Here is a 19591-nt window from a genome sequence, read left to right on the forward strand (position 1 = left end):
CGAGACCCCCGCAGGGACGACGAACTCTTGCGAGCACGCACCCGCAGCGACCGCACCCCCCACGCCTGCGCCGCCGCCCCGGCCCGGGCGGCCCTCGGCCCTGGCCGCGCCGTACCCGAACCCGGTGAAGGGGTGAGCCGATGAGTCTCTACCGCGAAAGGGTGCACCGCGGGTCGGCCCGGGCGACCGTGCTGCGCACCGTCGGCACCCGCGAGCGCCGCTCGCATCTCACCGCGCCCCGGGTGCCCACCGTCGGCATCGACATCGGCGGCACCAAGGTGATGGCCGGGGTCGTCGACGCCGACGGCAACATCCTGGAGAAGCTGCGCACCGAGACGCCCGACAAGTCCAAGAGCCCCAAGGTCGTCGAGGACACCATCACCGAGCTGGTGCTCGACCTCTCCGACCGGCATGACGTGCACGCCGTCGGCATCGGCGCCGCGGGCTGGGTCGACGCCGACCGCAACCGCGTCCTGTTCGCCCCCCACCTGTCCTGGCGCAACGAGCCGCTGCGCGACCGCCTCGCCGGGCGGCTGGCGGTCCCGGTGATGGTCGACAACGACGCCAACGCCGCCGCGTGGGCCGAGTGGCGGTTCGGCGCGGGGCGCGGCGAGGACCACCTCGTCATGATCACGCTCGGCACCGGTATCGGCGGCGCGATCCTGGAGGACGGCCAGGTCAAGCGCGGCAAGTACGGGGTCGCGGGCGAGTTCGGCCATATGCAGGTGGTGCCCGCCGGCCACCGCTGCCCCTGCGGCAACCGCGGCTGCTGGGAGCAGTACAGCTCCGGTAACGCGCTGGTCAGGGAGGCGCGCGAACTGGCCGCCGCCGAGTCCCCGGTCGCGTACGGGATCATCGACCGGGTCGGCGGCAACATCAACGAGATCACCGGGCCGCTGATCACCGAGCTGGCCCGCGAGGGCGACGCCATGTGCGTCGAACTGCTGCAGGACATCGGCCAGTGGCTCGGCGTCGGCATCGCCAACCTCGCCGCGGCCCTGGACCCCTCCTGCTTCGTCATCGGCGGCGGCGTCAGCGCGGCCGACGACCTGCTGATCGGTCCGGCCCGGGACGCGTTCCGGCGCACCCTGACCGGCCGCGGCTACCGGCCGGAGGCCCGTATCGTCAAGGCCCAGCTGGGCCCCGAGGCGGGCATGGTCGGCGCCGCAGACCTGGCCCGGCTGGTCGCCCGCCGCTTCCGGCGCGCCAACCGGCGCCGCGTGGAGCGCTACGAGCGCGCCGGGGCCACCCCGTGGCTGGCATCGCGCGGCCAGGGGGGCCGGCAGTGACCGCCGCCGAGCAGCGCCCCGCCGCGCCCGCCGCCCCCACCAACGGCGCCTCTGCCGCCTCCGCTCATGGGACCTCCGCCGCTCATGGGAACTCCGCCGTCTCCGCCAACGGTGCCTCGCCGCCGGGCCGGGGGAGCGGCGGGGACGTCGGGGAGCGGCCCGGCGGCGGGCCCCGGCCGCGCCGCTGGCTCAAGGCGGTCGTGGTCTTCCTGCTGATCACGATCCCCGCGGGGTATATGGTCATCTCCGCCCTCCAGAGCCGCAACAGCGGCGAGGACAAGCAGGAGAACGCCTCGGCGACCGGCCTCACCCAGGGCTGGCCGAGCAAGGTCCAGCGGCGCATCTACGACGTATGGATTCCCGGCTACTCCAACGACGTGGCGTTCTACGAGACCAACTCCTGGAAGACCAGCTCGCTGTACGTGCAGTTCGTCACCTCGGTCCAGGGCCTGGACCGGTTCCTGGTCCGGCTCGGCACCGACCGCGCGGAGCTGGAGAACGGCCGGGTCACCATCGACGCCGACGACGCGAAGAAGGTCGGCTGGCGGATCGGCGGCGACGAGGACTGGTCCGGGATGGTGCTCAAGCAGAAGGAACCCCAGCCGGAGTTGGACATCACCGTCGATTTCGACAACCGGCGGCACCCCAAGGTGTACGTCGTCTCCACCGTCACACCCTGATCTCCGTCGGGGCCGTCGGATACCGTGACCCGGTGAGCGAGACGCAGACTCTTCAATACCGGTTCGACGGCCCCGAGGACGGGCCCGTCCTCATCCTGGGCCCGTCGCTGGGCACCACCTGGCATATGTGGGACCGCCAGATACCTGAGCTGTCCCGCCACTGGCGCGTGCTGCGGTTCGACCTGCCCGGCCACGGCGGCGCCGCCGCGCACCCCGCCCATTCGATCCCCGATCTCGCCGAGCGCCTGCTGGGCACGCTCGACCTGCTGGGCATCGACCGCTTCGGCTACGCGGGTTGCTCGATCGGCGGGGCCATCGGCGCGGAGCTGGCGCTACGACATCCGCTCAGATTGGGCTCCCTCGCACTCGTCTCCGCCGCACCGCGCTTCGGCACCGCCGACTCCTACCGCCAGCGCGGCGTGGTGGTCCGCACCAACGGCCTCGACCCGATCGCCCGCGCCACCCCCGACCGCTGGTTCACCCCCATGTTCGCCGCCGGGCAGCCCGCCATCGTCGACTGGTCCGTCCAGATGGTCCGCACCACCGACCCCGGTTGCTACATCGCCGCCTGCGAGGCCCTGGCCGCCTTCGACATCCGCGCCGAGCTCGGACGTATCGGCGCCCCGACCCTGGTCGTGGTGGGCGCCGACGACGAGGTGACCCCGCCGGCCGACGCCCGGGTGATGGTCGCCGGGATCCCCGACGCCCGGCTCGCTCTGGTCCCCGGCGCCTCCCACCTGGCGCCCGTCGAACAGCCCACGGCCGTCACCGACCTTCTGGTGCGCCACTTCTCCGCCTCCTGGCAGTCCGCGGACCAGCCGACCGGTATGACCGCGATCCCCACCCCCGCGGCCCGATCGATGCTCGCCACCGCGCCGCCCACCGGCGTGCCCGTCAACGGCTTCCCGGTCAATGGCGTCCCCGTCAACGGAGTCTCCGTGAACGGAGCCGCGAACGGAGCCGTCAACGGCGTTGCCAATGGCGTGCACATCACCGGCGCCCCGGTCGCCGAGATCAGCTACGTCGAGCCCGGCTCCGCCCTCGTCGACACCCGTTCGGACGCGTATGAGAAGGGGATCAGGGTCCGCCGGGAAGTGCTCGGCGACGCCCATGTGGACCGCGCCCAGTCCAACGCCGACGAGTTCACCGGCGACTTCCAGGACTTCATCACCCGCTACGCCTGGGGCGAGGTGTGGAACCGGCCCGGTCTGGACCGGCGCACCCGCAGCGTGATCACCCTCACCGCGCTCGCCGCCCGCGGTCACCTCGACGAGCTCGCCTTCCACACCCGCGCCGCGCTGCGCAACGGGCTGACCCCCGCCGAGATCAAGGAGGTGCTGCTGCACACCGCCGTCTACTGCGGGGTGCCCACCGCGAACTCGGCCTTCGCCGTGGCGCAGCGCGTCATCCGCGAGGAGACCACGCCCGAGGGGTGACGCTTTCCGGGGAACGTCCCGTGAGCGGCCCGGGGGAACGCCCCAGGAGCGCCCCGGGAGCGCCCGGCGCGCCCGCCGGGAGGACAATGATCCCCATGAAGCTCACCAAGAAGGGCCACGCCTGCGTGGCGCTGGAGAAGGACGGTCAGTCGCTCGTCATCGACCCCGGCGCGTTCAGCGAGGAGGACGCCGCGGTGGGCGCGGACGCGATCCTGGTCACCCACGAGCACATCGACCACTTCGACGAGCGGCGGCTGCGCGCCGCGCTCGACGCCAACCCCGCCGCGCGGATCTGGACGCTCGCCGCCGTCGCCGAGCGGATCGCGGACGCCTTCCCGGGCCGGGTGCACACCGTCGGCGAGGGCGACACCTTCACCGCCGCGGGATTCGACATCGAGGTCCACGGGCAGCTGCACGCCGTCATCCACCCGGACATCCCGCGGATCACCAATGTGGGCTACCTGGTGGACGGCACCGTCTTCCACCCAGGCGACGCGCTCACCGTGCCCGAGCGGCCGGTCGAGACGCTGATGCTGCCGGTCCACGCGCCGTGGAACAAGCTCGCCGAGATCGTCGACTACGTCCGCGAGGTCGCGCCGGGCCGCGCGATCGACATCCACGACGCCCTGCTGTCCGACGTCGCGCCGCTGGTCTACGGCCGTATGCTCGGCCCCGAGGGCCCCGGAATCGGCGCCGATCACCTGCGCCTGGTGCCGGGGGAGAGCGTCACGGCCTAACGACCTGGGGTGCGGTAGGGATCGGCGTCGCGATGCCCGGCACGGCCGCTCGCGGCGTTGCCGAAACGCCCTAGTAGCTCCTTCCCCGAGCTCTCGGCTTCGCTCGAGCAGGGGATACCCCATCCGAGGACCCTCCGGCGCCTTGCGATCGACCTCCCCCAGCTACCGCTGGGAGGTGCCCCCAGGACGCCGCTCCTTCTCCCGATCCCTACCGCACCCCAGGTCGTAGCGAATCCCGCGCGGTGAGCGTTGTCGGACCCGCGAGGTAGGTTGTCCCCCATGCGCATCGCGACCTGGAACGTCAATTCGATCACCGCGCGGCTGCCCCGCCTGCTCGCCTGGCTGGAGAGCAGCGGCACGGACGTGCTGTGCATACAGGAGATCAAGAGCGCCGAGAGCGCCTTCCCGTACGAGCCGCTGCGCGAGCTCGGCTATGAGGCCGCGGTCAACGCCACCGGCCGGTGGAACGGGGTGGGGGTGATCTCCCGCCTCGGCCTGGCGGATGTGACCTCGGGCCTGCCCGGCGGCCCGGACTACGAGGGCGAGCAGGAGCCCCGCGCCATCGCCGCGACCTGCGGCGGCGTCCGCGTCCAGTCGGTGTACGTGCCCAACGGCCGGGAGATCGGGCACCCCCACTACGACTACAAGCTGCGCTGGTTCGAGGCGCTGCGGACCTCCGCCGCGGTCGACGCGGCGGCCGGCGGCCCCTTCGCCGTCCTCGGCGACTTCAATGTGGCGCCGACCGACGAGGACGTCTGGGACCGCGCCGTCTTCGAGGGCTCGACGCATGTCACCACCAAGGAGCGCGAGGCGCTGGCCGCCCTGCGCGAGGTGGGCCTGTCCGATGTGATGCCGCGCCCCCTGAAGTACGACCACCCCTTCACCTACTGGGACTACCGGGAGCTGGGCTTCCCGAAGAACAAGGGCATGCGGATCGACCTGGTGTACGGCAACGAGGCCTTCACCAAGGCCGTGAGCGATGCCTATGTGGACCGCGAGGAGCGCAAGGGCAAGGGCGCCTCGGACCACGCACCGGTCGTCGTCGACCTCGAGGTCTGAGCGCCGCGCTACGCAGCGTGATCCGGCGTCACCCATTCGCCCGACATTTCTGGGCGTATGTCCGATTTCGAGCCAAAACTCAAGGGCAAGTGCTGACGGCCTCCGTCGGCGCTTCAAGGCATTGAGGAGGACTTGATGTCGGCTGCGAACAGCAGGAAGACATATGCGATAGCCATGGCGAGCGGCGCGCTCGCCATGGTCGTCACCCTCTCCGCCCCCGCGTACGCGGGCGGAGCCGGCGGCGGGGCGACCCCCATCAAGGGGCGTACCGAGGGCGGCAGCCTCGAGCTCGTCAACGGCGACATCGTGGCCTGCGCCGGTGTCGGCGACGTGCGCGTCGCGGACACCACGGGCGTGGAGCACAAGACCGACGGCGCGGGTACGGAGTTCACCACACCGGCCGGGACCGAGGTCGAGACGCTGCGCAAGGGCACCGTGGAGGTGACCGTCCGAGGCGCCAGCGCCGTCATCACCTGTGGCAAGGAAGGGTTCCCCACGACGAACGCGCGGGTTCCCAAGGGTGTGCTGGCCGGATCGGGGGGCTCGGTGGCCGAGTTCAACACGGCCGAGACCCTCGCCGGGGGCGCGCTGATGGCGTCCGCGATCGCGGGCTGTGCGGTGGCGCTGCGCCGTCGCCGCGGCGACGCGGGCGCCTGACCGGCTGACCGGTAGTCACCACGCGGTCAGGGCCGTCCCCGGAACCCGCCGAGCCCTCCGCCCCCGGGGGAGGGGAAGGCCCTGATCCGCGCTCCGTCCCGTTCCCGTCACCCCTGACCCACGGAAGGCGCGCACGGTGCGACGTCCCCTCGCGCACAGCCCCGCCCCGCGCGGTCCTCTTCCGCGCGGCACCCGCCTGACCCTCACCGCCGCCGGGGTCGCCTTCTGGCTCGGCTGCGGAATGGTGCAGGCCGGCACCCACAGCCAGGCGCCGCCCAGCCCCTCCGCGGCCGAGGGGTGGCCGACCGGGCCCGCCGCCACCGTGCCCGCCGCCGCGGGACCGGTCGCGCCCCCGATGCCACTGTCGCGGCCCACGCGGATCCGCATCCCCCGTATCGGAGTCGACGCGCCGGTGGCCGACGTCGGCCTGGACACGTCCGGATACCTCCAGGCCCCGCCCGCCGCCAAGCCGAACCTGGCGGGCTGGTACGTGGAGAGCCCGACCCCCGGCAGCGCGGGGAACTCCGTCATCGACGGCCACGTCGACACCGCGCGAGGTCCCGCCGTCTTCTACGGGCTGGGCGCCCTGCACCGGCGGGACCTGGTTCACATCACCCGCGCCGACGGGACGACCGCCGAGTTCACCGTCGACGCCATCGAGGTCCACCCCAAGCGGGCCATCCCCGCCGACCGCGTCTATGGCCCCACCCGGCGCCCGCAGTTGCGCATCATCACCTGCGGCGGCGGCTACACCCCGGGATCCGGCTACCGGGGAAACGTCGTGGTCTACGCCCATCTGACCCGAGCCCGTGGCCACGCGACCTCGGGGAAGTGAGGTGCCCTCCACACCGCCCGGCCCGGTGGCTCTGGCGTCAGCCGGTCAGCTGCCGCAGATCGATCGAGTCGGCCATCGCCCGCAGCCCCGCGTCACCGGGGTGCAGATGGTCGCCGCTGTCGTACGCGGGCGCGATCCGCTGCGGCCGCTCCGGATCCCGCACCGCCGCGTCGAAGTCCAGCACCCCGTCGAACTCCCCGCCGCTGTCCCGGATGAAGGCGTTGACGGCGGTGCGCCGGACGTCCACGTCCGCGGTGCACAGCGACTCGCCCTCACAGGGCGCGATCGTCGCCATCACCACCCGCAGCCCGCGCTCATGCGCGCGCTGGGCGATGGTGCGCAGCCCGGCGGCCAACTGCTCGGCCGAGGCGCCCCAGCGCAGATCGTTGATGCCCTGGAAGACCACGACCGTACGGACGTCCGTCTGGGCGAACACATCGCGCTCCAGCCGGTGCAGGGCGCTCACCCCGCCGGTGTCCGTGCTCACGCCCTCGCCCGGGTAGCGGTCGGTCACCACGCGGTTGGCGGAGATGCCCTGGTTGAGCACCCCGTACGCGGGGACGTCGGACTGGCCGAGCAGCCGCCGGGCCAGCACGTCCGGCCAGCGCCGGTTGGCGTCGGTGGTCGACTTGGTGCCGTCGGTGATCGAGTCGCCGAGGGTCACCACCGACCCCGGCCCGCCCTCGACGTCCACACCGGTCAGGAGCGGCCAGGTGGTCAGGGTGCCGGTGTACGCCTCGCCGCCCGCGTCGGCCGTGTGGTCACCGCTGCCCGGCGGGCTCAGATACGAGCGCTGGGTGGCCTGACTGTGCACCGGCACGGCCTGGACCGGCTCCGGCAGATGGATGCTCACCAGCAGATTGGCGTCCGGCGGGACATCGAACCCCACCGGGTCGCTGAACTCCTGCGCCCCCGCCGCGATCTCGATGCCCTCCTGGCCGCCGAAGGTGAGCGGAACGGTGTCGCCGTCCGCCGCCGCGCCCTGCGCCTGCAGGGAGACGCTGGCGTGGCCGATCCGCACCGGGGCCGCCGCGAAGGTGTTGGCCAGCCGGATCCGGGCCGTCGGGCCGCCCGCGCTGGTGTGCACCACGAGCCGCAGCGTCTGGTCGGTCCACGGGCCGACCGCCGTATAGCCGCTGGTGCTCGCCGACCAGCTGCCCGTCCAGCCCTCGGCGGCCCGGCGCACCGAGGCGGCGAACACATGCAGATCGGCCGCGCCCGGGTCGCGGGGCAGCACCACCGAGGAGATCTCCCGGCCGCGCTCCACCGGCACCGTCACCGCGTACAGCCGCGCGGTCTCCACCCGCTGTCCGGCACCGCTGTTGACATGGGGGAGGGCGACGGCCCGGGTGCCCGTCGGGCCCGAGCGCCAGTCCGGGGCGGTGAGCGTGTACGTACTGCTCGACCCGTCGCGGTAGCGGACGAGGCCGGTGCCGCTCGCCTCGCCGCCGGTCCCCGCGACCAGGAAGGAGACCGCGTCGCCGCGCCCGCGCAGCAGTACCGCCTGCCCGTCGGCCCGTACGTTGTCGGCGCGCGCGCCGCCCGCCGCTCGGGGCCAGGTGAGCCGGGCCGAGTCGATGGTGAGGGTGCGGCCCGGGGCCCAGCCGGCGGCCCGCAGATCCTGCGCGGACAGCGAGTTGCCCGTCCCGTCGAAGTCCGCGCCGCCGGGGTCGGCGTCGTCGCTGACCGCCGTGTTGTCGAAAAGCCGCTCCAAGGGGAGCGGCTTTCGGGGTTCTTGGCCGGGCGACCCCGGCGTGGCGGCGCCCGCCGCCGCCGTCCAGGCGAAGGAGAGGGCGACACCTCCCGTCACGAACGCGGTCGCTGTCCACCGTCTGCCGACGAGCATGCGTGTGTCCCCTCTCGCAACCAACCCAACCGGCGATCCGACAGGTGCGGGACGAACGTAGAGAGGCGGGTGGGTGTCGTCAAGACAATGATCAGATCACGGGGTGTCAGCGCGCCCTGTGGTGTGGCGGGCGTGAGGGTGCCACGCTGAGTGGTATGAACATCCCGTTCTTGGGCAACTGGCGCAAGCGACACGACCAGGCGCGCGGCACGGCTGTCATGACCGCCCGGGAGGCGGATCCGCAGGGCGTGGCCCAGCTGCTGTCGGAGTGTGAGCTGCTGCGCGCCCGGGCGGCGTCCGCGGGGGTCGGGCTCGACGACTCGGTGGCCTCCCTGGAGGCGCTGGACCAGCTGCTGCCGCGCTGGCGCGACGACCCCGACGAGCTGCGGTGGCTCGGCAACGACGCCGGCCTGTACCTGGGCACGGTGATCATCCGTACCGTGCCCGGTGCGCTGTGGCAGGTGTGGCCCAACGGGCGGCCCATCGTCCGGCTCTCCTCCGGGCGGGAGATCGATGTGGTGGGGGCGGGCTATGAGTGGGCGGCCGACGGCGCGCCCGAGCTTTCACATGTGTACGCGGAGGTCGCCGAGATCTGAGCCGCGTTCCCCCGACCGGCCCCTTAGGGGGTTAAATACCCATTGATGCGTGTCGTCGGCAAAGCGCACCTTATGTGTGGATAGTTTGCGCTGAGCCCGACACAGCTGAAAGTGGGTGTGGCGGTATGGCCGTCGGCGAATCGTTGATCGAGCTGCGCGAGGTCAACAAGTACTTCGGCGCGCTGCACGTACTGCGGGACATCGACCTCGCCGTCGGCCGTGGTGAGGTGCTGGTCGTCATCGGCCCCTCCGGCTCCGGCAAGTCGACCCTGTGCCGGACGATCAACCGCCTCGAGTCCATCGACTCCGGTGCCATCACCGTCGACGGCGTGCCCCTGCCCGAGGAGGGCAAGGAGCTGGCCCGGCTGCGCGCCGACGTCGGGATGGTCTTCCAGTCCTTCAACCTCTTCGCGCACAAGACCGTGCTGGCCAATGTGATGCTCGCCCAGCTCAAGGTGCGCGGCCGGACGAAGGAGGAGGCCGAGCGGCGCGCCCGTGAGCTGCTGGACCGGGTGGGGCTCGCGGATCAGGCGGCCAAGTACCCGGCTCAGCTGTCGGGCGGTCAGCAGCAGCGGGTGGCCATCGCCCGCGCGCTGGCCATGGACCCGAAGGTGATGCTCTTCGACGAGCCGACCTCGGCCCTCGACCCGGAGATGATCAACGAGGTGCTCGAGGTGATGCGCCAGCTGGCCCGGGACGGTATGACGATGGTCGTCGTCACCCATGAGATGGGGTTCGCGCGCTACGCGGCCAACCGCGTGGTGTTCATGGACGGCGGCAAGATCGTCGAGGACCGCCCGCCGGACGAGTTCTTCGCGGCGCCGAGCACCGAGCGCGCCAAGGACTTCCTCTCCAAGATCCTCAAGCACTAGGGCCTGGGTGGACCACATGACGCGCATCCGCCGCGCGCTGAGCGGCCCCGAGGAAGTGGGGGTGGGTTCCCGCGTCGTCTGGTGCGGTGCATGGCAAGGCGGAGGATCGCCCTCGTACCGGGCGCTGCGGTCGATTTGCCGCTGCCGCGGCGTGGCGGGCGACTCCGACAACGCAGCGAGGTGCCGCCCGCCGCGGCAGGGGGCACCTCCCAGCGGTAGCTGGGGGAGGCTGATGTCACCGCGGCGGCGTGGGGGCCTGCCTCGACTTCCTCGGGGTCGCTTGGCGGCCCTGGCCCTCGCCCTGGTGGTGCTCGCCGCGGCGGCGGGCTGCGGCAAGGAGGGCAGCCCGCCGGTCAAGGGGCCCAAGCCAGGGGCGCTGCCCGCCTACAAGGTGGCCACCGGCTTCCGGCTGCCGTCCTCTCCCACCTGGCGGAAGGCCAAACGCCGCGGCTACCTCGTCGTCGGCGCCAAGGAGGACCAGCCGTACCTGGGCGAGAAGGACCCGGCCACCGGCCGCTACTCCGGTTTCGATATCGAGATCGCCAAGATGATGGCGGCCTCGCTCGGCTTCGACCCCAAGACGATCAGGTTCAAGACCATCGCCTCCGCGAACCGCGAGACCGCCCTCCAGAACGGCCAGATCGACTACTACGTCGGCACGTACACCATCAATCCGCTGCGCAAGCGTCTGGTCGGCTTTGCCGGCCCCTACTTCATCGCCGGTCAGTCGCTGCTGGTCCGCACCGACGAGCACGACATCCACGGTCCGAAGGACCTGGCCGGCAAGACCGTCTGCTCGGTGGCCGGCTCCACCCCGCTGATGCGCATCCAGACCGACTACCCCAAGGCCCACGCCGTCGCGTACGACACGTACTCGGTCTGCGTCGACAACCTCATCAGCCTCCAGGTGGACGCGGTCACCACCGACAACACCATCCTGCTGGGCTACGCCGCCAAGGCCCCCAATGAGCTGAAGGTGGTCGGCAAGCCGTTCTCCAAGGAGCCGTACGGCATCGGCGTGCCGAAGAAGGACAACGCGCTGCGCTTTGCACTCAACGACGCGATCGAGGCCAACGAGCGCAACGGCAACTGGCTGAAGGCGTACAACGTGACCCTCGGCCTGTCCGGTGTGCCCGCCCCCAAGCCGCCCCACGTCGACCGCTACCCGCCCCCGCCCCCGCCGCACTGAGGAACCCTGATGGACGTTCTCACGCATAACTTCTCCCTCTACGGCGAGGGCTTCCTCGGCACCGTCGAGCTGACCGTCTACGCCTCGCTGCTCGCGCTCGCGCTCGGCGTCCTGATGGCCGGTTTCCGCGTGGCGCCCGTCGCCCCGCTGCGGGTCTTCGGCACCGCATGGGTGACGGTGCTCCGCAACACACCGCTGACCCTGCTCTTCTTCGCGGTGATGCTCGGCCTGCCCCGCTTCGGGCTGGTCCTGCCGTTCTTCACCTTCGCGGTGCTCGCGCTCGGCTGCTACACCTCGGCGTTCATCTGCGAGGCGGTGCGCTCCGGTATCAACACCGTGCCGCTCGGGCAGGGCGAGGCGGCCCGCAGCCTGGGCATGAACTTCCCGCAGACGCTCGGCTCGGTGGTGCTGCCGCAGGCGTTCCGCACCGTCATTCCGCCCATCGGCTCGACCCTGATCGCGCTCGCCAAGAACTCCGCCATCGCCGGTTCGTTCAGCGTCACCGAACTGCTCGGCACCTACAAACCGCTCAATGAGCGCGGCTACAGCGTCATCTGGACCTTCGTCTGGATCGCCCTCGGCTATCTGATCATCACGCTCGCCATCAGCGCGCTGTTCCATGTGCTGGAGCGCCGCTGGGGAGTGCCCCGATGACGACCACCAGCGCCCTCTACGACATCCCAGGCCCGCACGCCCGGGCCCGCCACCGCGCCTACGGCATCCTCGCCGCCGTCGTCCTGCTGCTCCTGCTGGGCTGGATCATCTATGCCCTCATCGACACCGGCCAGTTCGCGGCCGAGAAGTGGCGGCCCTTCGAGTACAAGGGAATCCAGCTCCTGCTGCTGCGCGGCCTCGGCAACACCCTCAAGGCATTCGCCCTCGCCGCGGTCCTCTCCCTCGCCCTCGGCGCGGTCCTCGCGGCCGGGCGGCTGTCCGACCACGGCCCGGTGCGCTGGGCCGCCACGATCGTGGTGGAGTTCTTCCGCGCGATGCCCGTGCTGGTGATGATCTTCTTCATCTTCGTGGCGCTGAAGGTGCAGCCACTGCCCGCGCTCGTGGCCGGACTGACCCTCTACAACGGCTCGGTGCTCGCCGAGGTGTTCCGTACGGGCGTCAATTCCGTCGAGCGCGGGCAGCGCGAGGCGGCGTACTCGCTCGGTCTGCGCAAAACGCAGGTCATGGCGTATGTGCTGGTGCCGCAGGGGGTACGGGCGATGCTGCCGGCCATCATCAGCCAGCTGGTGGTGGCCCTGAAGGACACCTCGCTCGGCTTTCTCATCACCTACGAGGAGTTCCTGCACGCCGGCAAGCTCATCGCCGGCAACCTCGACTACGGCCTCCCGTTCATCCCGGTCGTCATGGTCATCTCCCCGGTCTACATCGGGATGTGCATGCTGCTGTCGTGGTTCGCCAACTGGGTCGCCAAGCGGGAGCGGCGCAGCGTGAAGACCGAGGCGGTGCGGGTGGCCCCGGCCGAGCCCGCCACGATGCTCCCGGGCGACACCAGGACATGACGAGCGCGAGTCAGTCGCGGACCGGGACCGAGAGGTACGACGGGTCGGCCTTCGGCGAAGAGAAGGTGAGGTGCGCCCCGTCCGGGTTGTGCTCGATGTACAGCGGGTCGACGGTGTCGACGACCAGTGCGAGGCGGTGTCCGGCAGGGACGTCGTACGCCGTCGAGAACAGGTCCAGGTCGACGGCGAAGGGCGTGCCGGGCGTGCGGTCGTGGAAGGTGACGGGGGCGTTGGTGATGAGCTTGCCGACGCCGAGCGCGTCCACGTCGTAGAGGTAGGCCACGGCGGTGCCGCTGGACTTGTCGCTGGTGACGGTGGTGTGCAGGCGCACCGTGCCGCGGATGCGCTGCGCCGCGCCGTAGCGGTCGGTCTGCCAGACGGCGGCCCGCTCGCGCGACAGCAACGGGACCGAGACCAGCGGTGGGATCTTCAGGAACTGGTCGAGCGCGCCGGTCAGCAGCACCGTGCCCGCGTTGGCGCCGGAGTCGGCGTTCGCGGCGATCTGCCGGGTCTCGCCGAGGTCGACCCTGCGCTGCGCCGAGGGCACGGCCGACCAGCTGGGATAGCCCTCGTAGCCGTCCGCCGTACGGGACTTGAGCTGGACCGGCCGCTCCTGGTCGATGCCGTTGCGCTCGCCCTTGACGTAGCGGTCGAGCCAGCGCCTGGCGTCGTTCCAGGTGTCGTTGGGCAGGCCGAGCAGCCCGGTGAGCTCGCCGGTGGCGTGGTCGCCCGGCCGGAACTCCAGGCGCTTGGGGCCGGTCAGCTTCTCGTAGAAGCCGGCGTAGGTGTTGGGCGGGAAGATGGAGTCGCCCCAGGCGTTGGCCAGCATGATCGCCGCACCGTTGGCGTTGATCCGGTCGAGGTAGGTGGCGGCGGAGCGCTTCTTGCCCCACTCGACGATGTCCTTCTCCTTGGCGAGGTTCGAGCCGAGGAAGTCCTGGAAGATCTGGCGGAGTTCGGCGCTGGGGCGGCCCAGCAGCTCACCGGAGCCGCTGAGCAGCGCGGCGGCCTGGGCGTGCTGGGTGCGGCCGCTGTAGATGGAGCCGACCAGATCCGCCCAGCCGCTCAGCGCGGCCACGGCCTTGATCCGCTTGTCGAAGCCGGAGGCGAGCAGGCTGATCCCGGCGCCGTACGAGACCCCGGCCATGCCGATCCGGTCGGGGTCGGCGGGGGTGTTGGCCAAAGCCCAGTCGATGACCTTGGACGCGTCGGCGACATCGGGCGGGCCGGCGGTCTCGATCTCCCCGCCGGACTGCCAGAAGCCGCGGACGTTGTAGCTGACCACGACGTAGCCGGAGTCGGCCAGCTTCTGGGCCTGGGCGAGATATTCGGCCTGGGGCAGGGCCCAGCTGGTGGGCAGGACGACGAGCGGAAGGCGCTGCGCGTCGGCTGCGCCGCGCGGGGTGACGACGTTGGCGGCCAGGGTGACGCCGCCGTCGCCGGGGATGTCGACGAAGCGTACGGACGAGTCCGCGGCCTGGGCGGCGGTCGGCGGCGGGGCCAGGGGCGCGGCCTGTGCGGCGGGGGCGAGGCCGAGGGCGGCACCGGCCAGCAGCGTCGCGAGGACGGCGCTTGCCGTGGTGGCGCGCAGGGGGGTGCGGGCGTGGGTCACTGGTGCTCCTGAGGGGGGAGTGGACCGGCGGAGGGGACCTGTCCGGCACCTGACAGGCCCTGAGTGGCTACGTGGCTCAGCGGCTGAGCGACTAAGTGACCCGACGGTAACCGCGGCGACTTACCCGTGGTAATAGCCGGGTAAGTTACGCCTGGGTAACGATGGCTGGGCCCGGCTCCGCCGCCCGCGCGTCCGGCAGCACGACCCGGAAGACCGTCCGCCCCGGCCTGCTCGCCACCTCGACCGTCCCGCCGTGCGCCGCCACGACGGCCCGTACGATGGCCAGCCCAAGACCGGTGTTGCCCGCGGCCCGCGAGCGGCTGGGGTCCGCGCGCGCGAAGCGCTCGAACACCTCGGCCCGGAGCGCCTCGGGGATGCCAGGACCGTTGTCCGCGACCGTCAGCTCCGTACGCCCGGCCGGCGCCCCCAGGCGGACCGCCACCTCGGTGCCCGGTGGGGTGTGCGTACGGGCGTTGGCGAGCAGATTGGCCACCACCTGCTGCAGCCGGTGCTCATCGCCCGTGACGGTCACCGGCTCCTCGGGAAGCTCCAGCGTCCAGCGGTGGTCAGGACCCGCGGCACGCGCGTCGCCCGTGGCGTCCAGCACCAGCCGGGTCAGATCGACGGGCCCGCGGGCCAGCGGTCGGCCCGCGTCGAGCCGCGCGAGCAGCAGCAGATCGTCGACCAGCGTGCTCATCCGCTGCGACTCCGACTGGATCCGCTCCAGCGCGTGGCGTACCTCCGCGGGCACCGGCCCAGGGTGGCGCAGCGCCAGCTCGGCGTGGCCGCGCACATTGGCCACCGGCGTCCGCAGCTCATGGCTGGCGTCCGCGGCGAACTGCCGCAGCCGCTCCTCGCCGGCGTGGCGGCGGGCCAGCGCATCGCCGACGTGGCCGAGCATCCGGTTCAGCGCCGCACCCACCTGGCCGACCTCGGTACGCGGATCGGTGTCCGGCACCGGCGCCGGCATCGCCACCTCCCCGCTGGCCAGCGGCAGCCGCGCCACCCCGGCCGCGGTGGCGGTCACCCGCCGCAGCGGGCGCAGCGACAGCCGCACCCACAGCGCCCCCGCCACCCCCGTCACGGCGAGCGCGGACCCGAAGACCACGGCCTCCACCAGCTCCACCCGGTGCACCGTCTCCGCCACCGGCCGCAGCGGCAGGCCGGTGATCAGGACGTCGCCGTCGTCACCGGCCACGGCGAGCACCCGGTACGCGCCGATCGCCGACAGCCGGACGTCGTGCCCGCGGCCGTCGACCGGCAGGTGCGCGAGGGCCCGCTGGTCGGCGCCGGTGAGGGCCACGCGGGAGTCCGTGTTGTCGTGCACCACCGCCGCCTGCGTCGCCTCGCCGCCCTTCAGCCGGGCGCCGAACGTGTACGCGGACTGGCCACGGGTATCGGGCCGGTTGTCCGCGTCCGGGCGCTCACCGTGTTCCAGGCTCGCCGGGAAGCGGCCGCCCGCCGCGGTCAGCTGCTGGTCCAGGCGGCGCACCAGAAAGCCCTCCAGCGCCAGGACGGTGGTCAGCCCGACCGCCAGCGACGCGGCCGCGAGCAGCACCACGAGCCCGGCGGTCAGCCGGGCACGCAGCGTCCGGGGGAGTACGGCACGCAGTGAAGGCAGACGGCTCATGACACGTCCGGCTTGAGCACGTACCCGACTCCGCGCACCGTGTGGATCAGCGGGGTCCGGCCCGCGTCGATCTTCTTGCGCAGATAGCTGATGTACAGCTCGACGACATGGGCCCGGCCGCCGAAGTCGTACGACCACACCCGGTCCAGGATCTGCGCCTTCGACAGCACCCGGCGCGGATTGCGCATCAAGAACCGCAACAACTCGAACTCGGTGCGCGACAGCTCGATCACCACCCCGCCCCGGGTGACCTCCCGCGCCCTCTCGTCCATCACCAGCTCGCCCACCACCAGCCGGTCGGCCTGGTGGAGGTCCGACCCCCGCGCCATTCCGGCCCTGCGCAGCAGCCCGCGCAGCCTGGCCAGGACCTCCTCCAGGCTGAACGGCTTGGTCACATAGTCGTCGCCGCCCGCGGTGATCCCCGCGATCCGGTCCTCCACGGCGTCCCGCGCGGTGAGAAAGAGCACACAGACGCCCTCCAGTTCGGCGCGCAGCCCGCGCAGCACGGTCAGCCCGTCGGAGTCCGGCAGCATCCAGTCCAGCACGACCGCGTCCGGACGGAACGCGCGCGCCGTGGCCAGCGCGGATGCCCCGTCCGCCGCGGTGCGGACCTCCCAGCCCTCGTAGCGCAGGGCCCCCGACAGCACCTCGGTCAGGTCGGGCTCGTCGTCGACGACGAGGACGCGTACGGGGGCGCCGTCGGGCCGCAGCAGGAAAGGGCCGGTGTTCTGGTTCTCCATGACACATCCAGCATCCCCCGGCGCGCGGCGAGACGGACCCCCGGGCCCTGTGAGCTTGCTCTGAGTTTCCTCTGCATCCGCCCCTGGACCCTCTCTCGACAGCCCTTTCAGAGGGTCCTCAGAAGTTCGCCTGTGAGGCTGACGGCCCGATCAACCCCCGTTCGCCGCGAAAGGACGACTTTGTGGCCACCACCCTCCACGACCACCGCGCCGACGCGCCGCGCACCCGGCCACGCACCCCGGGGCCGCCCGACCTCGTCCCCGCCCTCACCCAGCTGGCGATCTGGGCGGGCGCCGCCGCCGTGCTGGCCCTGTGGTGGCACGACACCACCTCCGTCGTCGGCGCGGCCGGCTGGCTGACCGGCGCCGGGCGCATCACCGGGCTGCTCGCCGGATACGCGTGCGCCGTCCTGCTGCTGCTCATGGCCCGGGTGCCGGTGCTGGACCGCACCATCGGCAGCGACCGGCTGGCCCGCTGGCATGCGATGGGCGGGCGGTACGTCGTCTCCCTCGCCCTCGCGCACACCCTGCTGATCATCTGGGGCTACGCGCTGACCTCGCACACCGGCGTCGTGGACCAGACCACCACCCTCGTCTTCCACTACCCCGACCTCCTCAAGGGCACCATCGGCTTTCTGCTCTTCCTGGCCACCGGTGTCCTGTCCGCGCGCGCCGCCCGCCGCCGCGTCTCCTACGAGATCTGGCATCTGCTGCACCTCGTCACCTACCTGGCGATCTTCCTGGCCTTCGGCCACCAGCTCTCCAACGGCGCCGACTTCGTCGGCAACCGCACCGCCCAGCTCGCCTGGTACGCCCTGTACGGCGGGGTCGCGGCGCTGCTGCTGTGGTTCCGGTTCGTCGTCCCCGCACGGCGGGCGCTGCGCCACCGGCTGTGGGTCTCGGAGGTACGGCCGGAGGCGCCCGGCGTCGTCTCGGTGTATCTGACCGGCGACCGTCTTGACGAGCTGCGCGTCGAGCCCGGCCAGTTCTTCCGCTGGCGTTTCCTTACGCCTGGCCTGTGGTGGGCCGCCAACCCGTACTCCCTCTCGGCCGCCGCCCACCCCTCCTTCCTGCGGATCACCGTGAAGGCGGCCGGCGGCCACAGCGCGGCGCTGGCCCGGCTCGCGCCCGGCACCCGGGTCCTGGCCGAGGGCCCGTACGGGGCCTTCACCGCCCGCCGCCGACGCGCGCCGAAGGTGCTGCTGCTCGGCGGCGGGGTGGGCATCACCCCGCTGCGGGCCCTGTTCGAGACCATCCCCGGCGAGGCCGGCGAGGTGACCCTGATCTACCGCGCCCGGCGGCCGGAGGACCTGGCGCTGCGGACCGAACTCGACCAGCTCGCCGCCCGGCGCGGCGCCATCGTCCACTACGTCGTCGACGAGCCGGTCGAGTACTCGTCCCCGCTCACCGCGCGCGAGTTGCGCCGGCTCGTCCCGGACCTGGCCGAGCGCGATGTGTACCTGTGCGGTCCGCCGGGGATGGCGGAGGCGGCCCAGCGGGCCCTGCGTGGTGCGGGGGTGCCGCGCCGCCGTATCCACCACGAGTCGTTCGCCTTCTGACCCGAGCCTGTGACCCCGAGCCCGTAAAGCTGACCCCGAGCCCGTAAAGGAGCCCCGGCCGTGCGCAAGGCCGCCCTCACCACCGTCTCGACCGTCGCGGGCGTAGTCCTGCTGCTGTCGCTCAAACCGCACACCAACGCCCCGGTGGCGGTCGCGGCCCAGCCGCCGTCCCCGTCCCAGTCGTCAAGCGGTACGTCGTCAAGCGGTGCGCCGTCGCCGTCGCCGTCCACCTCCCACACCACCGCCGCCGGCCCGACCGGCACCTACACCGGCTCCACGATCAACACCCGCTACGGCCCCGTGCAGCTCGCCGTCACCCTCTCCAAGGGGAAGATCACCGCCGTCAAGGCGCTGCAGACCCCGTCCGGCGACGGCCGCTCCCAGCAGATCGCCTCGTACGCCGTACCGCAGCTCACCAACGAGACGCTGCAAGCCCAGAACGCGCAGATCGACGCGGTCTCCGGCGCCACCTACACCAGCGAGGGCTACGTCCAGTCCCTGCAGAGCGCCCTGGACAAGGCCGGTGTCTGAACCAGTGCCCGAACCGGTGTCCGAGGGGCAGGGGCGGCGCGGGGGCGTGCGCCATGTCGAGCACGTCATGGGCACGGTCTTCTCGTTCGACATCCGCGACCCGGCCACGCCCGCCATCGGCCGGGCCGTGGAGGAGGCCGTGGCCTGGCTGCACCACGTGGACGAGGTGTTCTCCACGTACCGCCCGGACAGCGCCATCAGCCGGCTCGGCCGGGGCGAGCTCTCCGCGGAGCGGTGCGGGCCCGAGGTGGCCGAGGTGCTTGACCTGTGCGAGGCGGCGGCGCGCGCCACCGACGGCTGGTTCAGCCATACGGCCGGGGGTCGGCTCGACCCGTCAGGGATGGTCAAGGGCTGGGCGGTGGAGCGGGCCTCCCGGATCCTGTACGAGGCGGGGGCGCACAACACCTGTGTGAACGGCGGCGGGGACATTCAGCTACGGGGCGAGGCGGCCCCGGGCGCGCCCTGGCGGATCGGCATCGCGCACCCGCTGCGCCCCGGGGCGCTGTGTGCCGTCGTCACCGGCCGGGACCTGGCCATCGCCACCTCGGGCACGGCCGAACGCGGCCCGCACGTACTGGATCCGCACACCGGTGAACCGGCCACTGCCCTGGCCTCCCTCACCCTGACCGGCCCCGGTCTGACCTGGACCGACGCCCTGGCCACCGCCGCCTTCGCGAGGGGCCCGGCCGCCCGCGCCTGGACCGAGGCCCTGGAATCCCATCAGGCCCTGGCGGTCACCGCCACCGGCGAACTCTGGCGGACTCCGGGCTTCTGAGTCCGAATCTGCGGTGAGTATGGGACGGCTACAC

19 protein-coding genes are annotated in these 19591 nt (G+C 72.2%); 15 read left to right on the forward strand and 4 right to left on the reverse strand.

Going from position 1 to position 19591, the window contains the following annotated elements:
• The first annotated feature begins 140 nt into the window (after positions 1–140).
• The 7 genes from ACFV2X_RS34420 to ACFV2X_RS34450 all read left to right on the forward strand — a co-directional run bounded on the left by ACFV2X_RS34420 (position 141) and on the right by ACFV2X_RS34450 (position 6693).
• Positions 141–1289, forward strand: a complete 1149-nt coding sequence (locus ACFV2X_RS34420) for an ROK family glucokinase (RefSeq protein WP_385624223.1) — start codon at positions 141–143, stop codon at positions 1287–1289.
• Positions 1286–1969: a hypothetical protein gene (locus ACFV2X_RS34425; RefSeq protein WP_385624225.1), complete on the forward strand. Its 684-nt coding sequence runs from the start codon at positions 1286–1288 to the stop codon at positions 1967–1969. Before ACFV2X_RS34420 ends, ACFV2X_RS34425 begins: the two co-directional genes overlap by 4 nt.
• 32 nt (positions 1970–2001) lie before the next feature.
• Complete coding sequence (pcaC, locus tag ACFV2X_RS34430) at positions 2002–3405, forward strand: 4-carboxymuconolactone decarboxylase (protein ID WP_385624228.1); 1404 nt, start codon at positions 2002–2004, stop codon at positions 3403–3405.
• Between the two features lie 95 nt (positions 3406–3500).
• On the forward strand, positions 3501–4142 hold the full coding sequence (locus ACFV2X_RS34435; protein ID WP_385624231.1) for an MBL fold metallo-hydrolase: 642 nt from the start codon (positions 3501–3503) through the stop codon (positions 4140–4142).
• A gap of 279 nt (positions 4143–4421) precedes the next feature.
• Entirely contained in the window at positions 4422–5201 is a 780-nt protein-coding gene (locus tag ACFV2X_RS34440; protein ID WP_385624233.1) for an exodeoxyribonuclease III, read from the forward strand.
• Positions 5202–5336: 135 nt separating this feature from the next.
• The gene (locus tag ACFV2X_RS34445; protein WP_385624235.1) at positions 5337–5858 is read left to right on the forward strand and encodes a hypothetical protein; all 522 of its coding nucleotides are present in this window, start codon (positions 5337–5339) and stop codon (positions 5856–5858) included.
• A gap of 136 nt (positions 5859–5994) precedes the next feature.
• Complete coding sequence (locus tag ACFV2X_RS34450; protein ID WP_385624237.1) at positions 5995–6693, forward strand: class F sortase; 699 nt, start codon at positions 5995–5997, stop codon at positions 6691–6693.
• A 37-nt stretch (positions 6694–6730) separates the two neighbouring features.
• On the opposite strand, the gene ACFV2X_RS34455 is transcribed toward ACFV2X_RS34450, so the two are convergent.
• Entirely contained in the window at positions 6731–8539 is a 1809-nt protein-coding gene (locus tag ACFV2X_RS34455; RefSeq protein ID WP_385624240.1) for an SGNH/GDSL hydrolase family protein, read from the reverse strand.
• A gap of 155 nt (positions 8540–8694) precedes the next feature.
• Here ACFV2X_RS34455 and ACFV2X_RS34460 point away from each other — a divergent pair, with 155 nt between their 5' ends.
• From ACFV2X_RS34460 to ACFV2X_RS34480, 5 genes are all read left to right on the forward strand, one after another.
• Positions 8695–9135, forward strand: a complete 441-nt coding sequence (locus ACFV2X_RS34460; protein WP_385624243.1) for a DUF6278 family protein — start codon at positions 8695–8697, stop codon at positions 9133–9135.
• 125 nt (positions 9136–9260) lie between these two features.
• Positions 9261–10007, forward strand: a complete 747-nt coding sequence (locus ACFV2X_RS34465) for an amino acid ABC transporter ATP-binding protein (protein ID WP_086860571.1) — start codon at positions 9261–9263, stop codon at positions 10005–10007.
• A gap of 232 nt (positions 10008–10239) precedes the next feature.
• Positions 10240–11196: a glutamate ABC transporter substrate-binding protein gene (locus tag ACFV2X_RS34470; protein ID WP_385624246.1), complete on the forward strand. Its 957-nt coding sequence runs from the start codon at positions 10240–10242 to the stop codon at positions 11194–11196.
• Between the two features lie 9 nt (positions 11197–11205).
• Positions 11206–11850 (forward strand): amino acid ABC transporter permease, encoded by a 645-nt coding sequence (locus tag ACFV2X_RS34475; RefSeq protein ID WP_385624249.1) that lies wholly within the window; start codon positions 11206–11208, stop codon positions 11848–11850.
• A complete protein-coding gene (locus tag ACFV2X_RS34480; protein ID WP_385624251.1) occupies positions 11847–12710 on the forward strand; it encodes an amino acid ABC transporter permease in 864 nt (287 codons plus the stop codon). Before ACFV2X_RS34475 ends, ACFV2X_RS34480 begins: the two co-directional genes overlap by 4 nt.
• A 10-nt stretch (positions 12711–12720) precedes the next feature.
• On the opposite strand, the gene ACFV2X_RS34485 is transcribed toward ACFV2X_RS34480, so the two are convergent.
• The 3 genes from ACFV2X_RS34485 to ACFV2X_RS34495 all read right to left on the reverse strand — a co-directional run bounded on the left by ACFV2X_RS34485 (position 12721) and on the right by ACFV2X_RS34495 (position 16692).
• Positions 12721–14322 (reverse strand): alpha/beta fold hydrolase, encoded by a 1602-nt coding sequence (locus ACFV2X_RS34485; RefSeq protein ID WP_385624253.1) that lies wholly within the window; start codon positions 14320–14322, stop codon positions 12721–12723.
• 145 nt (positions 14323–14467) lie between these two features.
• Positions 14468–15952, reverse strand: a complete 1485-nt coding sequence (locus tag ACFV2X_RS34490; RefSeq protein ID WP_385624256.1) for a sensor histidine kinase — start codon at positions 15950–15952, stop codon at positions 14468–14470.
• A complete protein-coding gene (locus ACFV2X_RS34495) occupies positions 15949–16692 on the reverse strand; it encodes a response regulator transcription factor (protein WP_385624259.1) in 744 nt (247 codons plus the stop codon). The genes ACFV2X_RS34490 and ACFV2X_RS34495 overlap by 4 nt, the downstream gene beginning before the upstream one ends.
• Positions 16693–16874: 182 nt before the next feature.
• Between ACFV2X_RS34495 and ACFV2X_RS34500 the strand changes: the two genes are divergently transcribed.
• The 3 genes from ACFV2X_RS34500 (at position 16875) to ACFV2X_RS34510 (ending at position 19557) form a co-directional block, all read left to right on the forward strand.
• Positions 16875–18251: a ferric reductase-like transmembrane domain-containing protein gene (locus tag ACFV2X_RS34500; protein ID WP_385624262.1), complete on the forward strand. Its 1377-nt coding sequence runs from the start codon at positions 16875–16877 to the stop codon at positions 18249–18251.
• A 60-nt stretch (positions 18252–18311) separates the two neighbouring features.
• Positions 18312–18782 carry an FMN-binding protein gene (locus ACFV2X_RS34505; protein WP_385624265.1) on the forward strand — a complete coding sequence of 157 codons (471 nt, stop codon included), beginning with the start codon at positions 18312–18314 and terminating at the stop codon, positions 18780–18782.
• Positions 18783–18849: 67 nt separating this feature from the next.
• The gene (locus tag ACFV2X_RS34510) at positions 18850–19557 is read left to right on the forward strand and encodes an FAD:protein FMN transferase (protein WP_385624288.1); all 708 of its coding nucleotides are present in this window, start codon (positions 18850–18852) and stop codon (positions 19555–19557) included.
• Positions 19558–19591 lie beyond the last annotated feature (34 nt).

It is taken from the genome of Streptomyces sp. NPDC059679 (genome assembly GCF_042734105.1).
In the GTDB taxonomy this organism is placed as follows: Bacteria; Actinomycetota; Actinomycetes; order Streptomycetales; family Streptomycetaceae; genus Streptomyces.

What these genes read in the sequence shown, in the direction of transcription:
- ACFV2X_RS34420 (WP_385624223.1), top strand. Translation starts at nt 141, where the DNA reads ATGAGTCTCTACCGCGAAAGGGTGCACCGCGGGTCGGCCCGGGCGACC.
- ACFV2X_RS34435 (WP_385624231.1), top strand. Translation starts at nt 3,501, where the DNA reads ATGAAGCTCACCAAGAAGGGCCACGCCTGCGTGGCGCTGGAGAAGGAC.
- ACFV2X_RS34440 (WP_385624233.1), top strand. Translation starts at nt 4,422, where the DNA reads ATGCGCATCGCGACCTGGAACGTCAATTCGATCACCGCGCGGCTGCCC.
- ACFV2X_RS34445 (WP_385624235.1), top strand. Translation starts at nt 5,337, where the DNA reads ATGTCGGCTGCGAACAGCAGGAAGACATATGCGATAGCCATGGCGAGC.
- ACFV2X_RS34455 (WP_385624240.1), bottom strand. Translation starts at nt 8,539, where the DNA reads ATGCTCGTCGGCAGACGGTGGACAGCGACCGCGTTCGTGACGGGAGGT.
- ACFV2X_RS34460 (WP_385624243.1), top strand. Translation starts at nt 8,695, where the DNA reads ATGAACATCCCGTTCTTGGGCAACTGGCGCAAGCGACACGACCAGGCG.
- ACFV2X_RS34465 (WP_086860571.1), top strand. Translation starts at nt 9,261, where the DNA reads ATGGCCGTCGGCGAATCGTTGATCGAGCTGCGCGAGGTCAACAAGTAC.
- ACFV2X_RS34470 (WP_385624246.1), top strand. Translation starts at nt 10,240, where the DNA reads ATGTCACCGCGGCGGCGTGGGGGCCTGCCTCGACTTCCTCGGGGTCGC.
- ACFV2X_RS34475 (WP_385624249.1), top strand. Translation starts at nt 11,206, where the DNA reads ATGGACGTTCTCACGCATAACTTCTCCCTCTACGGCGAGGGCTTCCTC.
- ACFV2X_RS34480 (WP_385624251.1), top strand. Translation starts at nt 11,847, where the DNA reads ATGACGACCACCAGCGCCCTCTACGACATCCCAGGCCCGCACGCCCGG.
- ACFV2X_RS34490 (WP_385624256.1), bottom strand. Translation starts at nt 15,952, where the DNA reads ATGAGCCGTCTGCCTTCACTGCGTGCCGTACTCCCCCGGACGCTGCGT.
- ACFV2X_RS34495 (WP_385624259.1), bottom strand. Translation starts at nt 16,692, where the DNA reads ATGGAGAACCAGAACACCGGCCCTTTCCTGCTGCGGCCCGACGGCGCC.
- ACFV2X_RS34510 (WP_385624288.1), top strand. Translation starts at nt 18,850, where the DNA reads ATGGGCACGGTCTTCTCGTTCGACATCCGCGACCCGGCCACGCCCGCC.